This is a genomic window from Brevibacillus jepli (assembly GCF_047229145.1).
Lineage (GTDB): Bacteria > Bacillota > Bacilli > Brevibacillales > Brevibacillaceae > Brevibacillus.
In genome coordinates this window covers 69,178-87,604 of sequence record NZ_JBFEFW010000005.1, presented here as the reverse complement: position 1 = coordinate 87,604, position 18,427 = coordinate 69,178, and the positions used below count along the sequence as shown (strand labels likewise).

General features: G+C 46.5%; 11 protein-coding genes. 7 read left to right on the top strand and 4 right to left on the bottom strand.

Annotated features, from left to right (window positions below):
• The first annotated feature begins 8 nt into the window (after positions 1 to 8).
• Positions 9 to 3,092 (top strand): ATP-binding protein, encoded by a 3,084-nt coding sequence (locus AB1L17_RS07395; RefSeq protein ID WP_412846253.1) that lies wholly within the window; start codon positions 9 to 11, stop codon positions 3,090 to 3,092.
• Positions 3,093 to 3,152: 60 nt separating this feature from the next.
• On the opposite strand, the gene AB1L17_RS07390 is transcribed toward AB1L17_RS07395, so the two are convergent.
• Positions 3,153 to 3,986, bottom strand: coding sequence for an AraC family transcriptional regulator (locus AB1L17_RS07390; protein ID WP_412846252.1), 834 nt, complete (start codon positions 3,984 to 3,986; stop codon positions 3,153 to 3,155).
• A gap of 164 nt (positions 3,987 to 4,150) precedes the next feature.
• Here AB1L17_RS07390 and tynA point away from each other — a divergent pair, with 164 nt between their 5' ends.
• The 4 genes from tynA to AB1L17_RS07370 all read left to right on the top strand — a co-directional run bounded on the left by tynA (position 4,151) and on the right by AB1L17_RS07370 (position 10,455).
• A complete protein-coding gene (tynA, locus tag AB1L17_RS07385; protein ID WP_412846251.1) occupies positions 4,151 to 6,430 on the top strand; it encodes a primary-amine oxidase in 2,280 nt (759 codons plus the stop codon).
• 21 nt (positions 6,431 to 6,451) lie between these two features.
• Positions 6,452 to 7,924, top strand: a complete 1,473-nt coding sequence (locus AB1L17_RS07380) for an aldehyde dehydrogenase family protein (RefSeq protein ID WP_412846308.1) — start codon at positions 6,452 to 6,454, stop codon at positions 7,922 to 7,924.
• Between the two features lie 71 nt (positions 7,925 to 7,995).
• Positions 7,996 to 8,517 (top strand): type 1 glutamine amidotransferase domain-containing protein, encoded by a 522-nt coding sequence (locus AB1L17_RS07375; protein WP_412846250.1) that lies wholly within the window; start codon positions 7,996 to 7,998, stop codon positions 8,515 to 8,517.
• Between the two features lie 96 nt (positions 8,518 to 8,613).
• Positions 8,614 to 10,455 (top strand): hypothetical protein, encoded by a 1,842-nt coding sequence (locus AB1L17_RS07370; RefSeq protein ID WP_412846249.1) that lies wholly within the window; start codon positions 8,614 to 8,616, stop codon positions 10,453 to 10,455.
• Between the two features lie 205 nt (positions 10,456 to 10,660).
• Here AB1L17_RS07370 and AB1L17_RS07365 read toward each other — a convergent pair whose 3' ends face one another.
• Genes AB1L17_RS07365 through AB1L17_RS07355 form a run of 3 tightly spaced genes read right to left on the bottom strand, consistent with a single transcriptional unit; the run spans position 10,661 to position 14,567 of the window.
• Positions 10,661 to 11,893 carry a Ger(x)C family spore germination protein gene (locus tag AB1L17_RS07365; protein ID WP_412846247.1) on the bottom strand — a complete coding sequence of 411 codons (1,233 nt, stop codon included), beginning with the start codon at positions 11,891 to 11,893 and terminating at the stop codon, positions 10,661 to 10,663.
• A complete protein-coding gene (locus AB1L17_RS07360) occupies positions 11,886 to 12,992 on the bottom strand; it encodes a GerAB/ArcD/ProY family transporter (protein WP_412846246.1) in 1,107 nt (368 codons plus the stop codon). Before AB1L17_RS07360 ends, AB1L17_RS07365 begins: the two co-directional genes overlap by 8 nt.
• Positions 12,993 to 14,567 (bottom strand): spore germination protein, encoded by a 1,575-nt coding sequence (locus AB1L17_RS07355; RefSeq protein ID WP_412846245.1) that lies wholly within the window; start codon positions 14,565 to 14,567, stop codon positions 12,993 to 12,995.
• A gap of 220 nt (positions 14,568 to 14,787) precedes the next feature.
• On the opposite strand from AB1L17_RS07355, the gene AB1L17_RS07350 reads away from it, so the two are divergent.
• Entirely contained in the window at positions 14,788 to 16,461 is a 1,674-nt protein-coding gene (locus AB1L17_RS07350; RefSeq protein ID WP_412846244.1) for a dynamin family protein, read from the top strand.
• Positions 16,458 to 18,425, top strand: coding sequence for a dynamin family protein (locus AB1L17_RS07345; RefSeq protein ID WP_412846242.1), 1,968 nt, complete (start codon positions 16,458 to 16,460; stop codon positions 18,423 to 18,425). Before AB1L17_RS07350 ends, AB1L17_RS07345 begins: the two co-directional genes overlap by 4 nt.
• Positions 18,426 to 18,427 lie beyond the last annotated feature (2 nt).

The window sequence follows — 18,427 nt, the reverse complement described above, 5'->3', positions numbered from 1 at the left end:
ACACTTTTTTGGATCTCAGGAAAATCCTGGTTCGAATCGGAATTGGATTGATCTTTTTACTTTCAATAGTCGTATTTATCACGATCTACCTACAAACCTTTCCGAGTCGTGATATGCCCATTGCAAAGCGGGGAGTGCTCGATTTGTCGAGCTGGGATTTTCATAATCAGGGCTTGGTGAATTTGGATGGAGAGTGGGAGATTTATGAAGGCCTACTCCTATCACCAGAAGATTTTCGCCAAGACAAGCGTGAGGTCTCGTATTTGACTGTGCCTGGGACATGGAAGGGAAGGTTTGTGAATGACAGTATCGACAGGAAAGGCGTCGCAACCTATCGATTAACCGTGATGCTTCCCAATGAAGGTCAAATATACGGTTTGAAAACAAAAAGTATTCGCATGGCACATCGTTTGTATATTAATGGAAAAATGGAAGGGGAAAGCGGAAGGCCAGACGTAGACTTTGCCCGACATCAACCTGGCAACACGCCGTATGTAACGTTTTTTCAAGTAGATGGTAAACAGATGGAAATCGTCATCCAAGTAGCCAATTACATGTTTTTTACAGGAGGAATTGCAGCTGCGATTCAACTGGGTCTGGACAAGGAAATCTCGATTGTAAACGGGACCTTGCTTGGAATAGATACCGCCTTTATCGTAGCCATGTTCATGATGGCTGCCTATCATCTCAGCTTTTATTTACTCAGGTCGAAGGAAAAAAGCTATTTGCTCAGTGGTTTCTATATGCTTCTTCTTGCCATTTACAATATGGTGTTTGGAGAGAAGGTACTGCTGCAATATTTGCCTGATCTCTCCTTTACCATTGCCTACAAAATACAGGATTTCACCCTGTTTCTTAGCGGTATTCTTCTTATTTTGTTTTTCTATACCATCAATGCGAGGTTTCTGTCGCAGAAGTGGCTGTTCATCCTGATGACGCCGATTGCCATTTTCCTGATCGTGATTCTGACGACACCGTATTCTGTCTACACGAATTTGAAAGGACCAACCCTGGGTTATACACAAATCGTCGTTCTTTTTATCATTGGCAGACTGATTCATTTATCCATCAAGAATCAGATGGGGGCTTATGACCGGAAAGAAATAGGGTTGTTTATTGGCGCGGGTGTTTCCATGGCACTTTATGCCATTGACGGAACTCTCTATGCAGAGAATATTGTGCCGACCGACATCGCGGGAAAAGTCTGTGTGTTGTACTTCATTACCTTCATGAACATGCTTTTGGCTGTGCGCTATACCAATGCCTTTAAACAGACGGAAATTCTCTCACAGCAATTGCAGATGTCGAATCAGATGAAAGATGAATTTTTGACGCAGACGTCACATGAGATGAAGACTCCGCTGCACGGGATTATCAATATTACGTCCGACCTGTTAGAGGACGCAAAAGACAGCTTTTCTACGAAACAAATCCAGAACCTCTGGCTCATCAAGGATACATCGATCAAGCTGTCCATGCTGGTAGGAGATTTGCTTGATGTCACTCGCCTGAAGCATGGGGAGCTGCGTCTACATTTCACCATCGTGGATATCAAGGTAGTCACCCAAATTGTCTTTGATGTGCTGCAATTCGAACTGTTGGGAAAAGATGTTCGGCTGGAAAATCAGGTCCCTCCGAACATTTGGGTGCATGCAGATGAGAATCGGCTTCGTCAAATCATGTATAATCTCGTACACAATGCCATCAAGCATACGAATGCTGGCCAGATCAAGGTGACAGCGAGCGTGGTAGAGGATCAGGTTCGTATTTCCGTTGAGGACACGGGGATCGGAATTTCACCTGATAAGCATGAAGCCATTTTTGATTACTTTGAGCAAGTAAATCAGCCATTGCCACAAGACGGCTATACAGGCATGGGCGTAGGCTTGTACATCAATCGCAAGCTGGTTGAACTCATGGGAGGAGACATTTGGGTAGAAAGCTCTGAGCCTGGCAAGGGCACCCGTATGACATTTACGCTGGCGACGGGACATCAGAGGATGGTCACACAGGAGCTAGCCGCAACGTCTCAGGAGAGGCATCGGAAGGTCAGTGAAAAGATTCCCCTCGATATTCTTGATGATCACCAATACACGATCATGATTGTCGATGACGAGGCATCCAACATTCACACCCTGCTGAACATACTCTCCAGGCATCGCTATAATGTTATTTCTGCTTTTTCGGCAAAAGAAGCCATAAAGAAAATCAAGGAACATCCACTACCTGATCTCGTCATTCTGGATGTGATGATGCCAGGAGTATCGGGGATTGAGCTGTGCCAGCTGCTGCGAACGCAGTATTCGATTCTTGACTTGCCGATCCTGTTTGCATCCGTCAGAGATACCCCGCAAGACATTGCACTCGGCTACAGAGCGGGGGCGAATGATTATGTGACCAAACCATTTGATGCGGAGACACTCATTGCCCGTGTGCAAACGCTGATCGCAATGAAAACCTCCATTCAGGAGGCGATTCGCAATGAACATGCATTTCATCAGGCTCAAATCAAGCCGCATTTTCTCTATAACGCCTTAAGCAGTGTCATTTCGTTCTGTTATACCGATGGAGAAAAAGCAGCGTATCTCATCACCATGCTCAGCCAGTATTTGCGCTTTATTTTGGACATGGATCGAACTACGCTGTTCGTGCCGTTGTATCGTGAAATGGAGCTCATTCATGCCTATGTAGAGATCGAGAAGGCTCGCTTTGGTGAAGGCTTCGACTTTGTATGCCACGTAGACGACGGTATTTTAGACAAGGAGATACCTTCCTTGAGCATACAACCATTTGTAGAGAATGCGATCCGGCATGGAGTGTTCGAAAAGGATGAAAAAGGTCAGGTGACGCTTACGATCGTGGACGGAGGTCATTACATCAAGGTCGTGATCGAAGACGATGGTGTCGGAATTGCCGATGATCTCCTGTATCAAATGTCAAAAGGCGAGAATCAAAAAGGAAGCATTGGCATCCAAAACATCCGCAGGCGTCTTGATACCATTCCTGGAGCTACCTTGAGCATTACCTCCGAAATGGGACGAGGGACGAAAGTCGTCATGTATGTACCTACGCCTGAGGGGATGCACAATTGATTTGATAGCAAAAAAGCTGGTTACACCCTTAGCGTGGTGAAAACCGGCTTTTTTCTGTGTTCAAAGCTCAACTTCAACAGGCTGCATGCTGTGGTTGGTCGCTTGCTTCAACAGCTCGCTGATTTGCATGGGTGTGAGCAAGCTAAAGAACTTGAAATCTTTGATTAAATGAGATTGGTCATAATAGCCATGTTCATTTGCTATGTTCAGATTTCTTTGATTCAAAATATAGGAGAGTGTATTTTGGAATCGGATAATTCGACTGTATTGCTTGGGAGACATCCCAATCGTTTCTTCGAATTTTTTACGCAAATACCTGGATGAAAAGCCAAGATCCATTGCCAGCTGTTCAACGGAAAACAATCCCTTTGAACGGTAAATCTGCTGGATACAGTATGGAAGCAGTTGCGAAGGTTGATGAAAGATGAGAAGCAAAGGCAAAAAAGAGTCTTCCACATACGTGATTCGTTCGTGAAAGGAAGCTTTCCTAGCAATTTGCTCGCAAATGCTCCCTATGCCTTTCATTACCTCTTCTAAAGGCAACTGCTTATCGATTACATCACGAAAGGTAGCTGGGCGAATATGCAAACTTTGTATAGGGGAAAGGCGAATCCCGAAGTATGTTGCCCCTGCATGAAAGTTGTAATTCTCACCTTGTAAGAGCGTTCCGCAAAGCAGCGAATGAGGGCGGAGTGGGTCGCAACAAAAAAGGACATCCGTACAACCGTCAGGAACGACATGGATGGCATTCACATCATCCATCAAAAATTCATAATACAACACGGTTTGCCCTTGGTACGGAACGAATTTTTCCTGATAAGAAACAGTCTCCAATCGAAACCCGTACTGATAGGATGGGAGGTTAGCAGAAATCCCGTTGTGCACCGTAAGCATTTGAAACCCCCTTAAATGGTAATCAGCTATATGAAGATGACTCTTTCATAATCGTCTATTATCGTACAAGATATAATTAATTGAAAGTTCCGAAAATTACAATACAACTGCTATTCCCCCTTCATAAACTGGACATGTGAAGATTGATATCCAAGGGGGATTGTATGAAAAAAAGAAAGCTTGCATCTACAATTGCACTTGTAACGATGTTTTCGCTCGTGATGCCATCTATCGCGCCTTTCTCCAATACAGCAAATGCGCATGGTGGAGAAGCAGAGTATGTGCCACTTCGAACCGCTGTTGAAAATGTTGGAGGTACATTAGAGTGGGATCAAACAACAAATACTATTCTGGTGAAGAAAGGCGGCACCACTGTCCGTATCACACCCAATTCAGCTGAGGCTCTGGTAAATAGTAAAACCGTCCAATTAGAGGCTCCGGTAGTGAGTAAGGAAGGTGTCACTTATGTCACGCATCATTTTATCAACGAAGTGTTTCAAGCTGATTTGAACCAGACTGTTTCCGTAGAAAAAGCCGATCATCCACTCAATCCGTTAACAGCCGACGAAATCAAGACGGCCGTAAAAGTGATAAAAGCATCGGAACAATTCAAAGAGAATATGCGTTTTACCCAGATTTCCTTGAAAGACCCCGATAAAGATCAGGTATGGAAATGGGTATATGGGGAAAAAAGCCCATTTAATCGCGTGGCTAAATTTGTCGTTCTGGACGGTAAAAAAGTACTCGAAGGTGAAGTTGATCTTGCTACCAAAAAGGTAACGTCTTTCGAGGAGATCGAAGGGGTTCATGGGATGGTGATCCTGGATGATTTTGTAACGGTCCAGAAGGCGATTGAAGAAAGTTCAGAATTTAAGGATGCACTAAAAAAACGCGGCATTGATGATGAGAAGAAAGTGGTCGCTACTCCACTTACAGTCGGATACTTCAATGGAGCAGATGGTTTAAAGCAAGACTTGCGACTATTAAAAGTCGTCTCCTATCTGGATGTGGGTGACGGGAACTATTGGGCACATCCTATTGAAAATCTGGTAGCGACGGTAGATTTAGAAGCAAAGAAAGTCATAAAAGTGGAAGATGAAGGTGTGATCCCGGTACCTCTCACGCCAACCCCATACGACGGAAGAGACAAGAAACAAAAAAGAGAAATGAAACCGCTTACAACATCAGAACCTGAAGGACAAAACTATACGATTTCAGGAAACAAAATTCAGTGGCAAAATTGGGATTTCCACCTGAGGCTTGATTCACGAGTAGGTCCAGTACTTTCAACCATGACGATTAACGATCAGGGCAAAAAACGAAAAGTCATGTACGAAGGTTCTCTTGGCGGAATGATTGTGCCTTATGGCGACCCGGATGTTGGCTGGTATTTTAAAGCGTATTTGGACTCTGGGGATTACGGAATGGGTGTATTGACATCACAACTGCAAAAAGGAACGGATGTACCAAACAATGCAGTCCTTCTCGATGCAACCATTACAGATAATGACGGAAACCCTTATACCATTCCCAATGCGATTGCCATCTTCGAGCAGTACGCTGGTCCTGAGCTGAAACACCAAGAGATGGTACTTGGAAATCAAAATGTGAGCCGTGAGAGAAGAGAACTTGTCATTCGCTGGGTTAGTACCGTTGGCAATTATGACTATATTTTTGACTGGATTTTATCTCCAAACGGAACCATCAAGATTAATGTAGGGGCCACCGGAATTGAAGCAGTGAAGGCGGTTCAATCATCAACGATGCACGACCCTACGGCAAAAGAAGATACGAAATACGGTACGCTGATCGACCACCATATCGTAGGAACGACACATCAGCACATCTACAATTTCCGTCTCGATTTGGATGTCGATGGGGAACAGAACACGTTGACCGAGGTGAATCCGAAGGTGGAGGAAAACAAGGCCGGCGGACCACGAAAAAGCGTCATGGTAACCGAGCAAAAGGTTGTGAAAACCGAACAGGAAGCGATCCAAAATTTTGACCCTTCGACGATTCGCCTCCTAAGTAATACGAACAAGGAAAATAAAGTAGGGAATCCGGTTTCGTATCAAATCATTCCTTACGCAGGTGGAACCCATCCAATCGCAAAAGGTGCCCTGTTTAGTAAAGATGAATGGCTGTACAATCGCGTTAATTTTATGGATAAGCAGCTCTGGGTTACCAAATACGACCCGAATGAACGTTTTCCTGAGGGAGACTATCCGAACAGAAACCAAGCAGATACTGGTTTGAAACAATATACAACGAATAACGACACCATTGAGAACGTTGACAACGTCGTGTGGATGACAACGGGAACCACTCATGTGGCTCGTGCAGAAGAGTGGCCGATTTTACCAACAGAGTGGGTTTACACGATGTTAAAGCCTTGGAATTTCTTTGATCAGACACCAACTCTGGATCTGCCAGAAAAATAAATCGAGATGGGGGCATTTATGATGGGAAAAAGATATCAATTATTCATTGGCGGGCAATGGGTTGACTCGTTATCCGGAAAAACGTTTGATTCATGGAATCCAGCTACGGGCGAAGTAAATGGTATCGTAGCAGAAGCGGGAGCAGAAGACGTAGACCGAGCAGTGAAAGCGGCCAGAAAAGCGTTTGAAACAGGTCCGTGGGCAGAAATGGCACCAAGCGATCGAGGTAGGCTTCTCTACCGGGCTGCTCAGAAAATGTGGGAAAATCTAGATTTCCTCGCAGAGGTGGAATCAACCGATAATGGACTCCCGATCAACGAGACGAAGTATATCGCAATTCCTGCCATGATTGACGTTCTCGAATTTTACTCCGGTTTAGCAAACAAAGTTCAGGGTGAAACACTCTCTTCCCCATCTAGCCGTTTTACTTATACACTGCGCGAACCGATCGGGGTGATTGGCGCCATTGTACCCTGGAACTTCCCGTTGATGCTAGCCATGTGGAAAATTGCTCCAGCGCTTGCAGCAGGCAATACGATCGTCATTAAACCTGCTGAACAAACGCCTATCAGTATTTTGGAGTTAGCCAAAATTTTTCAGGAAGCAGGGATACCGGATGGCGTCATCAACGTTGTACCTGGCTATGGGGCGATAGCAGGAGATGCCTTAACCTCGCATCCGGATGTCGATAAAATTGCGTTTACAGGCTCGACAACGACTGGACGCCTTGTTATGCAAACTGCGAGCAAGCATTTAAAACCTGTGTCGCTAGAGCTGGGTGGCAAATCACCGAATATTGTCTTCGATGATGCTAATCTGGAAGATGCCGTGAATGGGTCCCTATTCGGAATTTACTTTGCCCAAGGTCAAGTATGTGCGGCCGGTTCCCGTTTATTTGTCCAAGAACGCATCTATGATCAATTCATCGATTTGTTCAGTCACAAAGCCCAAACGATCCGGATGGGAAATCCACTCGATCCGATGACGCAAATGGGACCGCAAATATCTTTGACACAATTGGAGCGGATTGAGCAGTATGTAGCGAGTGGGCTTGCGGAAGGAGCCAAGCTTGTCTTGGGGGGAAGGCGCAATCCACAGACGGGAACAGGTTACTTCTTTACACCTACGATTTTCGAGAATGTGACGAATGAAATGAAAATCGCTCGCGAAGAAATTTTTGGACCTGTCATTTCGATCATCCGTTTTAAAGAGGAAGAGGACGCAATGAAGCTGGCAAATGAAACGATCTATGGTTTGGCATCTGGTGTCTGGACGAATGATCTAAAACGCGCCCATCGCATGGCACGCGGTCTAAAAGCAGGGACTGTTTACATCAATACGTACAGTATGTTGGATAGCACGGTCCCGTTTGGTGGAACAAAACAAAGCGGCTTTGGCCGAGAGTTAGGGATCCAGGCAATGGACATGTATACACATACGAAAAGTGTGTGGGTCGACCTCGGCAAACAGGGGTTAAATTGGTACGGAGTTTAGTAGAGTACTAGCTGTCTTTTCCGTTCGTACCTGCTACAATAGCGGAGTAGAAGGAAAAGGAGGCGAAAACGGTGAGACTGGCAGGAAAACAAGTGGTTTGCTTCGTCGAAAGTGAATTTGAGGATCTCGAGCTCTGGTACCCGGTATTGAGACTACGAGAGGAAGGCGCTACCGTCCATTTCGTCGGACCGAAGGCGAATCACGTCTACATAGGGAAGTACGGTGTGCCGTGTGAAGCAGACAAAGCAATGGCAGAGGTCAACCCTACCGACTATTCAGGTGTACTCGTTCCAGGAGGGTGGGCACCTGACAAGCTGCGCCGTTACCCGGAGGTGCTGTCCTTTGTGCAGGCGATGCACGAGGCGAAAAAACCGATTGGACATATTTGCCATGCCGGCTGGGTGCTCGCTTCCGCCAAAATTTTGCGCGGGGTAACAACGACTTCGACACCAGGCATCAAGGATGATATGGAGAATGCAGGAGCGATTTGGGTCGATGAAGAGGTTGTGGTAGATGGTCACATCGTCGGCTCCCGCAGACCACCTGATCTTCCGGCGTACGCCAAAGCGTTTGCTGATTTGTTGGCAAAATAATAGGAAATGGGTTAGAAGGGCTTACTCAGTTGGTGCACGGGTAAGTCCTTTGCTACAATATAAGGAAAAATCTTCATTCTCGTAGGAGATGATAGTGTGTTCCATAATCGGGATCCAATCCCTAAAGTAAATCATACGCCAAGCAGCGTAACTTCCCCCCGTAGTATGCCGTCCGTTTTACAACTCGCCAAAAAAGTAGGAAACAAGGCCATGACGAAGCTTCTGCAAAATCAGAAGCAACCTCGGACGCCAGTCACCCAACGAAAACTCAATCAAGCAAACCTCGATAAGATGAAAGCTGACAAGCCAGATTCATACGAAAAAGAAATCGTAGAAAAGGCCATTGGAGATGATGGCGAATTTACTGATGTTCAGGCAGATAAAGGTCTTCCCACCTTTTGGGGGTTACTAAAGGAAGTATACGGGGAGCCAAATTTGAATCAGAAATGGTTTGAAAAAACGAGAGCAGATTTAGGATATACATGCGACCGTCCTCATTCTGTTACTGCTCAAATAACAAAAACTACCTCTAAACGTGATCGTAAAGGCTTAGGTCTCGTAACTGCAATCGGTAATCTGGGCAAAGAAGAAATATCCATACGTGAAGGTGGACTAAGTGGGCTATTAGCTGACTACAATGGAGGTCATTTGGTTGGCTATCAGATATTGAGAGGGCAAGGAGCAGATCAGGAATGGAATGTAGCACCGCAGGATGCCAAGAATAATAAGGAATCTTACAATAATACCATTGAGGAAATACTTCGTGGAGCGAAGGTTGGAACCAAGTATGAATACACGGTAGAGGTAAAATACGATCAGTTGAACTTTAGTGTAGACCAGGATCAATTACTTAAACTGGGAATATTGAAGCAAATAGACGCGGATAAACCATGGGAAATTCAGCTTCCTGCTAGGATTCCATTCAAATGGGAGGCCAAAGCGGAGATGCTGAATAATGGGCAATTCGGTAGTCCAAATGAAGGAGATTCGTCTTATGATCAATACTCCGTAGATATGGATGAAAGTAAGTTGAATTTTACGGATAGCGACTATACGGCAAGATACCATTTAATGTATTCAGTAAACAGAGGGGCTGACAAAGACTATACGAAGAAATCAAATGAATTGAAAGATACGAAGGGGGTTACCGGTATTCATTTTTCCATGCACCAAGCATTGATGTCAGATAGTGCGAAAAATAAAGAACCCATCGCATGGAAAGGAAGGGAAAGGGTAGCAAACTACGGTAGTGTACAAGACGGATTGGTGGCAGATTCCGCTAGTATTCGAAAAGTAATTGAAAAAATATATGAGCAAAACAGACAAGATTTCATGGATTATGAAGCGATAGAGGATGTTGAAAACCCGGAAGAATTTGATTTCCATCCTGCTGATGACATGGATGAAATGGTCAAAGAAGAATATCAAAGCTTTTTTATTCAAGAATTGCGGGGCTGTGAAATTAAGACTGAGTACGATGAACTGAAATATGCAGATCAAACTTATTTGCATTCTTTTTCCGTAAGAGATGATGACGTGAAAAGCCTGGAGCAAGAAAAGGATATTTTTAAAAACATAGAAACAACGATGAGCCAAAAAGATTTGAGCCCAGAGCAACTGAAAGAATGTAAAGCCGCGCTCCAAAAGCAAAGTCGGATATTAAGCGTAATCATCCATAACAAACGGGAAAGAATGATGTATTCAAAAATAACGAAGAATGTGCGCCCTACTTATAAAACGAAATTCAAAAATTCAGTAAAGAACTCGATTGAAGCTTATAAAAGTATCGATCGTATTAAGAAAAAAAGGAAAAAAAACGATCGTGAGGCACAGATATTACGAGATTTCGACTGGAACAAATCAAGTTGCAGGCGAATCAAAACATTTGATGGCTATTTAATAAATAAAGCAGATTTACGAAACATTGATAGCGAATGATAAATCATCAAGCCGAAACATAGAAAATTCCGGCTTGATGTATAGGCCCTATGAATTGGAGTCATTCCTTTTCTTCCACGGCGGATCACCCACCTCGTGAATTTTGTTGTTGATTTTATAAAAAAGATAGGGAATCAAAAACGCTAAAACTGTCCCTGTTAGGGTCAAATACGGAGGGACTACGCCTAAAAATTTGAACATGCATTCACCTGTTGTTTTGGCGTTCGGTACGGTTGATTGCACCGATATTGCGTAAATAAACCTTTGCTTGAACGGTTATCTCACTTTTTTCATACAGATGCTGCCCTGTTTCCCAATCCTGGCGAATCTTTTTCCATAGCGAAAAATGATGCTGCTTCAGATAGCTGCCAAGCTTGATGACATCCACTTTCATCTGCTTATGGACCTTCCTGATGGTGTCATTGCTCATTCGCTCGATTTCTTCGGCAAACACTTGTTCAAGCTTATCCATCGCAATGTTATTCAAGTAATCCGTAGTGGCGTACGACTCGGCCAATGTGCCTTCACTTTCGATTATGATCGTGAATTTCATGTGCTGCCGATCTCGTAAATCTGTTTCAATGCTATGCTTGATCCCTTGGATGTTCATCGAGACGAGGTTGTTTTTAAACTTGCCTTTAAGCATGCCTCCGCTAATACTTCCCGTGAGAAAATTCAGTCCCTCCGTCTCTTCTTCCCCGAGAAAACCTACCAACTGATTGTCATGAGAAAAAACGGCGGCACCTGCTAATTTTACCTCCTGCTCTTCGGGTCTGATGCGTGGAACGACAAAACTGTACGGACTGAGTAGCTCCTCGTGGACATCGCCCAATCGGACTTCTGGAAGCATGCGGGAATTTTTATTTTCGTTTTCTCCAATCGAATTGACGTAAATAGCGGGCAGCTTCTCTGTTTTCGGTTTGACTTCCAATACTTCTTTGGCAGGACCATTTGAGATGAATACCTTGCTGCTTCGTCTGGAATCAGGATCACGCAAATAGAAATCGAGTGCTCTGGCAAAACCGTTTTTCGTACGGGCGACGTCTTCGGAGACGATCAGGATCTTCATATGCTGATAAAACGGAGTTCTGCTGGTCCGGGTAGCTAATTCACGTGAAATCTCGAAAAGAGAATCTCCCTCGGATACGAGGTTGTGATACGCCTCATTGGCTGTGTTTTGACCACCGCCGCTTCCTTGACTGCCCGAGACCAATCCACCGGGTACAACGAATTGATGCGTAGCGAGAAAGCGCTCTTTTACTTGTGGTTTGTCTGGAGCCTCTTGCTTGGCTTGCTGCTCAGCTTCTTTCGTACGAGGGATATCAACCGCTACGCCCACCACAAATCCTCGTTCCTCAATTTGAACCTGATCCCAGCATCCAGCCAGAAAAGCAGAGAGAAGCAGGAAGCTGCAGAAGGCAGTGAACTGTCTATTCATGTCCCTTTACACCTCGTATGACAGCGATGAGGAGCAGCAATATCGGACATAAATAGACGACGATTATTCCAAAATAGGTGATGCTGTCTGCAAACGTGAAGAAATCAACGAGGTTTTGGGGGAGCATCGCGACAAAATAAAGCATGGGAGAAAGAATGAGCACCCAAACTGTTTTGCGCACCTTGTAGAACATGGCCGACAAGTTGAGTACGGTAATATCGAGCCACATCGCACATGTGTTGAAGATCGTCATGATCCAGATGGTAAAGAAAATGGACTCCACCCGTTCGAAAAAGCCGCCGGGGATTTCGACCTCTTTTGCCAGTTCGATGGTTGGATAGGTCAAGTTCGTTGCAACGTCGGCAGAGAAGACCCCAATGACGAACATGTAGATGGTCATGTAGAGCAGAATGGGAATCGAGAGCCCTAGCGTTACAGCTTTTGCCCCTTCCTTTGGGTTCTTCATCAGCATGGTGTAAAACAGGATAATCTCGAATCCTGAATAAGACAATCCGACCGCTCTGGTTCCTCCCCAGAGTGCGCGCCAGTCTGAAGAAAAGAAGGGCCGGATATTTTCCACCTCGAACAACTGGGTCGTAAAGAGCAAGACGACGAACATGACGACGAGAACGACAGGCAGAAACAGCAAATTGAGCCGCAGCATGGAAACGCGCGTTCCGACTACGGCATATTGAACGATCAAGAGAAAGGAGAGCGTAATCATCTCAACAGGTGTATTGTAAAACAGGTACTGCTTGGCGATATTTCCGATTGCCCTGATCTCAAACGAGACAAATAGCATGGTGTAAATACAGACGAGAAAGGTCAGGATGAATGCGATCGGTTTGCTCGCGATGATCGAGCAGTATTCAAAGAAGGTTTGTCTGGGAAACCGAGCCGCCAGCTTGGCGAGCAGCCAGCCAATCAGGCACGCACAAAGACCACTGATCACGACGGATATCCACCCATCGAATGCTCCGGTTGCCTTGGCTAAGGAACGAGGAAAGGTCAGGATGCCGACGCCAATTGTCATCGAGGCGATGTTGATCCCCATATGATTTTTGCTGATCATTTTCTCGGCCAAGGTTTGTGCGCTCACTTATGACCCTCCTGTTTTCATTCGATTTTCGTCTTTCGCGTGAAGGGCGTCTGGTCGGGTTTTCAAGAAAGTAACAGGTGCGCGCAAAATTAAATCTTTCCAGTCCCGCGGCATCTGTGGAGCTAGAGGTGCCAAATACGGGTATCCGATGCTGGTCAGATTGGATAAATGAATCATGATGGCAATAAAGCTTAACACCACGCCATAAATACCAAAGATGGCAGCCATAAACATGGCGAAAAAACGGATCATCCGAAAGGCGATGGCGAGGTGATAAGCAGGGATGGCAAAGGAAGCGATGGCAGTAAGCGCGACTACGATGACCATGACAGGACTTACAATCCCGGCGGAAACCGCCGCGTCACCTATGACGAGACCGCCGACAATCCCGACTGTCTGGCCGATCGGTTTGGGTAAGCGTAATCCTGCTTCCTGCAAGAGCTCCATTGTTGTCACCATCATGATCGCTTCGACGAATGCCGGAAAAGGAACCCCATCACGCGTGGCAGCAATAGAGAAGGCGAGATCAGACGGGATCAAGCCAGGATGAAAGGTCACGAGGGCGATATAGAAAGCGGGCGAATAGACTGCCAGAAAAGCAGCAAGGTAGCGCAGCAGCCGCGCCAATGAACCGACGATCCAGCGCTCGTAGTAGTCTTCGGGTGAGTGAAGCAGCAAGCCAATCGTAACAGGCAAAATGAGCACCATGGGAGTCCCGTCCACCAAAATGGCAACGCGGCCTTGAAACAGCGCTCCGCTCACTTTATCGGGACGCTCCGTGTTATGAATCTGAGGAAAGGGAGACAGAAAATCATCCTCAATCCATTGTTCGATAAAACCGGATTCCTCTACCTCGTCGATATCGATCGTGGAGATTCGCCGCCTTACTTCATTCAGCAATTCTGGATCAACGATGTTATCAATATAGGCGATGATCACATCTGTTCTGCTTCGTCTCCCTACGATGGACCCTTCAAAGCGCAAGTTCGGGTCTTTGACACGTCTGCGTATATGAACGGTGTTGTCCCGGATACTCTCCGAAAAGCCATCTCGGGGACCTCGGACCAGCCCTTCGGAGACCGGCTCCTCGACGGAACGTGTTTTCCATCCCTTACTGTCGATAAGAATGACTTCGGCGGACCCATCTACAAAAAGAGCTGTATCCCCGGAAAGAATGCTTTCGAGTGTTTTTGTGAAATCCGTTGATTTCGATATTTCGACGACAGAAAGGACTTCCTCATAGAGCATCTGGACAATCTTATCTGGTTCAGTGGGCACCATTTTGGAAGCAGTCGAGATCATCAACTGGATTTGTCCGATTACTTGCTGATCAAGCATATCGCAGTTCGCCAATCCATCAATCGCAATAACACCACAGGAATGATTGGTGTTGCCGATAAAAAAGGAACGAATTAATAAATCGTGGGGGCTACCCAGCAAGGTCTTGAACGTCTCCATGTTTTGCTGCAAACTGGTCGATAGCGCAAGCGCAGGATCATTTCGTTGCTGCAAACGTTGCGCGATAAGAGAGGGAGTTTTCTTTTGGCGACGCTGGGACATAAATCTGCGCATCATTTGAAGTTCCTCCCGTTCAAAATGCGAATATCATGTTAGTGCGATTTTTTCCAGATGGGAGGAAAATTATGCGGAAGAAAAGGCTAATGCTAAATCTTTCATAGTTTTGAATTGAACTCATCTGTGACGTATGATACATTCGGCATGGTAGAATAGAGAGTAGTAAAAGGAAGTTCAAAAATTCGTCTTTTTTGAACAGGTATTAGTAGAGAGAGTAGGAATGATGGAGAAGGGTGGAATAGAAGTGCTTGACAGTCAAGTATTGATACGGGAAACAGACTTTTCCCGACTGGCACATACATGGGAAGAACTCGCAGAAGTTATGAAATCACAGGGTGACGAAACGACACCTAACAAGCTCATTCAACTGGCCGCCAAAACCAAGCGAGCTGAGCTGAATATTGCGTTTTGCGGACATTTTTCCGCTGGAAAATCAACAATGATTAACACGCTTCTGGGAGTCAATTTGCTACCGTCCAATCCGATTCCGACCAGTGCGAATGTCGTCAAGATTCGCGGCGGAGAAAAAGCGGCTCGTGTCTTTACCATGAACAGCGGAGTCCTTACATTCGATCCAGATACGGAGATGGAGAAGCTCAAACAGTTTGCGGTAGATGGTGATACGGTAGAATCCGTAGAGGTCTCCTATCCAGGAACATTCTTAGATGAGTACGCAAGCCTGCTGGATACACCTGGCATTGACTCTACAGATGCCGCACACAAAATTGCAACAGAATCCGCGCTGCATTTGGCTGACGTCGTGATTTACATGATGGACTATAACCATGTTCAAGCGGAGGAGAACTTCAACTTTACCAAAACGTTGAAGGACCGCGGCAAGCCAGTTTATCTGGTCGTGAACATGATCGATAAACATATTGATTTTGAATTGGATTTCGATAGCTATAAGGAAAGTGTGGAGGAAGCATTCGCCACCTGGAACATTCATCCGGACGGGATTTTTTACACGTCGCTTGCTGAACCAGATCATCCTGAGAATATGTACGAGGAGTTTAAGGGCAAACTCTCGCAGCTGATAACAGATCGTGAAAAGCTGGTTGCTACGAGCGTCCGCGATGCCGCACAGCATTTGATCGACGAGCACATTCAGGTAGTGAGAGCTGGCCAAGCAGAGCAGCGTCAACAGCTGGAAGTAGAACTGGATCGACTGGAAGTAGAAGGCATCGACAGTCGAGATCCAGCGGCTGTGCAAGATTTGCTCGCGCAAGAGGAAGCGACTGCTATGGCACTGCAACAACGTGCCGAGGATGCGAGAATTCAAATGGAGAAGGAATTGGGTGTACTGTTGGACAACGCCCGCCTGACCTATTTCAGTACGAACGAAGCGGCACGAAGCTATTTGGAGAGCCGCAAACCAGGCTTCAAGGTGGGCTTGTTGTTTGCAGGCAAAAAGACAGAGGAAGAGCGCGCACGTCGCGAAGAAGCGCTTCTCGTCGAGTTCCGCGAAAAAGTAGCGGGAAATCTCGACTTCCATTTCAAAGAATGGCTCGGCAAGCAGCCGCAAGTGTTTGATTTGCGGAGCGAAGAATATCACGCCAGTGTTCATGCGACCAAGATCGAGATTACGGGCGAGTTCCTGAGCAAGCACATCAAAGAGGGTGCTGCTTCGAGTGACTACGTCCTGAACTACTGTGCGGATATTTCCAGCGGGATGAAGCTGGAATACAGACGCGTAGGCCTCTCCTTCATTGCGCAAGTGGTTGAGATGTTGAAGGAGAAGGTGCGTGTAGAGAGTGCTGCTCAAAGCGAGCGCCTAGGCGTATTGCGTGAATTGGCAGCGCTGCATCAGAAGCTGACAGGACTGGCAGCTAGAGAAGAAGAAACCAAAGGTCGTCTGTTGGCGATTATGCGTGGAGGAGAACAAGTAGCATGAATCAACTACGAGACAAACTAATTGCGGCAGCAGAGCGTCTGCGGCGCGCAAGTGATGAAGTCGTTTCCGTACCAGGGATGCAAGCACAGGCACAGGCGATGCTGGACCGCGCAGATCGCTTGACTGCCAATCGTTTTACTGTCGCATTGTTTGGCGCTTTTAGCGCGGGGAAATCCTCTTTTGCCAACGCCTTGATGGGCGATCTCGTGCTGCCAGTCTCTCCGAACCCGACGACTGCGGCGATCAACAAAATTATGCCGCCAACCGATACACACCCGCACGGCACAGTACGTGTTGTATTGAAGGAGCGCGAAGCAATCGAGCAGGACGTCATCCGTTCGCTCCAGGTATTTGGACTGATTGCAACTGATCTCGAAGGGGCATTGGCTGAGCTCGGCAAGATTGACGTCGCCCAAATCCCGCCTACGGCAAAACCGCACTACACCTTCCTGAAAGCTGTTACAAAAGGCTTGCCAGAGATGACAGCTCATCTGGGCGGAGAACTGCTGGTTGATATGCAGGCATTCAAGGGCTTTGTAGCCAAGGAAGAGAAAGCTTGTTTTGCGGAATACATCGAGCTGTTCTATTCTTGCCCGCTGACTGATCAGGGCATCGTCCTCGTAGATACACCTGGTGCTGACTCCATCAATGCACGTCACACAGGTGTGGCGTTCGAATACATGAAAAACGCGGATGCCGTGCTGTTCGTCACGTACTACAACCATGCCTTCTCTCAGGCAGACCGCGAATTCTTGCTGCAAATGGGTCGGGTCAAGGATACATTTGAGATGGATAAAATGTTCTTTATCGTCAATGCTTGTGACCTCGCAGCAAACGATGAGGAATTGCAGGGTGTGATTACCCACATTGAGAAAAACCTTCTTTCGTGCGGGATTCGCCTGCCGCGTATCTATCCGGTATCCAGTCAGACTGCTCTTTTGGCACGGATGCACGAAAAAGGCAAGCTGGCAGCTTCTGCGGAGAAAGTATACCGCCAGCGCACGAATTCGGCTGAGGGCGAGCCGCTCATGCCAGCTGATGAAGCATTCAAGTTCTCGGGAATGGCTTCGTTTGAAGCAGAGTTTCTCCGTTTTACGATTGAAGAGCTGACGCAAATCGCGGTGAACGCGGCCATCGCTGAAATCCGTCGTGCACACGATACACTGACAGAATTCATGCGTATGGCACAGTCGGGGGAAGACGAGCGTCTGGTGCGTAAGGAGGCGGCAAATAGCGCCAAGTCTCAAGCGCTGTCAGCCGTCGAAGCGTTGTCTACAGCTTCCTTTGAGCGAGACCTGGCAAAAGAGCGCGAGGAGCTGCTCTATTACGTTCGCCAACGTCTGTTTTTCCGCTTCAACGAGCTGTTCAATCTCGCTTTTAACCCGGCTGTTATCAAGGACGACGGACGCAACATGAAGCAAGCGCTGCAAGGCTGCTTGACCGATCTATTGCGTTCGATCAGCTACGACCTGGCGCAGGAGCTGCGTGCGACGACCCTTCGCTTGGAGAAATTCACGAACAAGCAGGGGACAATGCTTGTCGCTGCATGGCAAAAGGATGTGCAAAGCTACGCAGCAGGCTTGAGCTTGGCACCGTATCAGCAGCGACAGGTGGAGACACTGGCGTTTGCTGAGGAACTGCCAGTAGCCGAATCTGCATTTGCACCAGCCGTTTCCTTGTTCAAAAACACGAAAGACTTTTTCGAACAAGATGGCAAAGTAAAAATGCGTGAAGAGCTGGAAAAGCGCATGCAAGAGCCAGTGAGCGATTATGTAGCGATCGGCAACAAGAAGCTCGATGAACAGTTCAGTACGCTGTTCCAAGAGTTGGTGGCAAGTGAGCGCAATCGGGTTATTGACCAGATCAACGAGTATTTCACAGGTCTGTTTGCGGCTCTTGAGATGAACGTGGATCTCGACGAGCTGGCTGCAAAAGTAAGTCGTGTGGCGGCTGAGTTGGAATAGTC

Bases quoted from the DNA above. Each gene is read 5' to 3' on its own strand.
- AB1L17_RS07365 (WP_412846247.1), bottom strand. From the start codon at position 11,893: ATGAATAGACAGTTCACTGCCTTCTGCAGCTTCCTGCTTCTCTCTGCT.
- AB1L17_RS07380 (WP_412846308.1), top strand. From the start codon at position 6,452: ATGGGAAAAAGATATCAATTATTCATTGGCGGGCAATGGGTTGACTCG.
- AB1L17_RS07350 (WP_412846244.1), top strand. From the start codon at position 14,788: ATGATGGAGAAGGGTGGAATAGAAGTGCTTGACAGTCAAGTATTGATA.
- tynA (WP_412846251.1), top strand. From the start codon at position 4,151: ATGAAAAAAAGAAAGCTTGCATCTACAATTGCACTTGTAACGATGTTT.
- AB1L17_RS07345 (WP_412846242.1), top strand. From the start codon at position 16,458: ATGAATCAACTACGAGACAAACTAATTGCGGCAGCAGAGCGTCTGCGG.
- AB1L17_RS07355 (WP_412846245.1), bottom strand. From the start codon at position 14,567: ATGATGCGCAGATTTATGTCCCAGCGTCGCCAAAAGAAAACTCCCTCT.
- AB1L17_RS07390 (WP_412846252.1), bottom strand. From the start codon at position 3,986: ATGCTTACGGTGCACAACGGGATTTCTGCTAACCTCCCATCCTATCAG.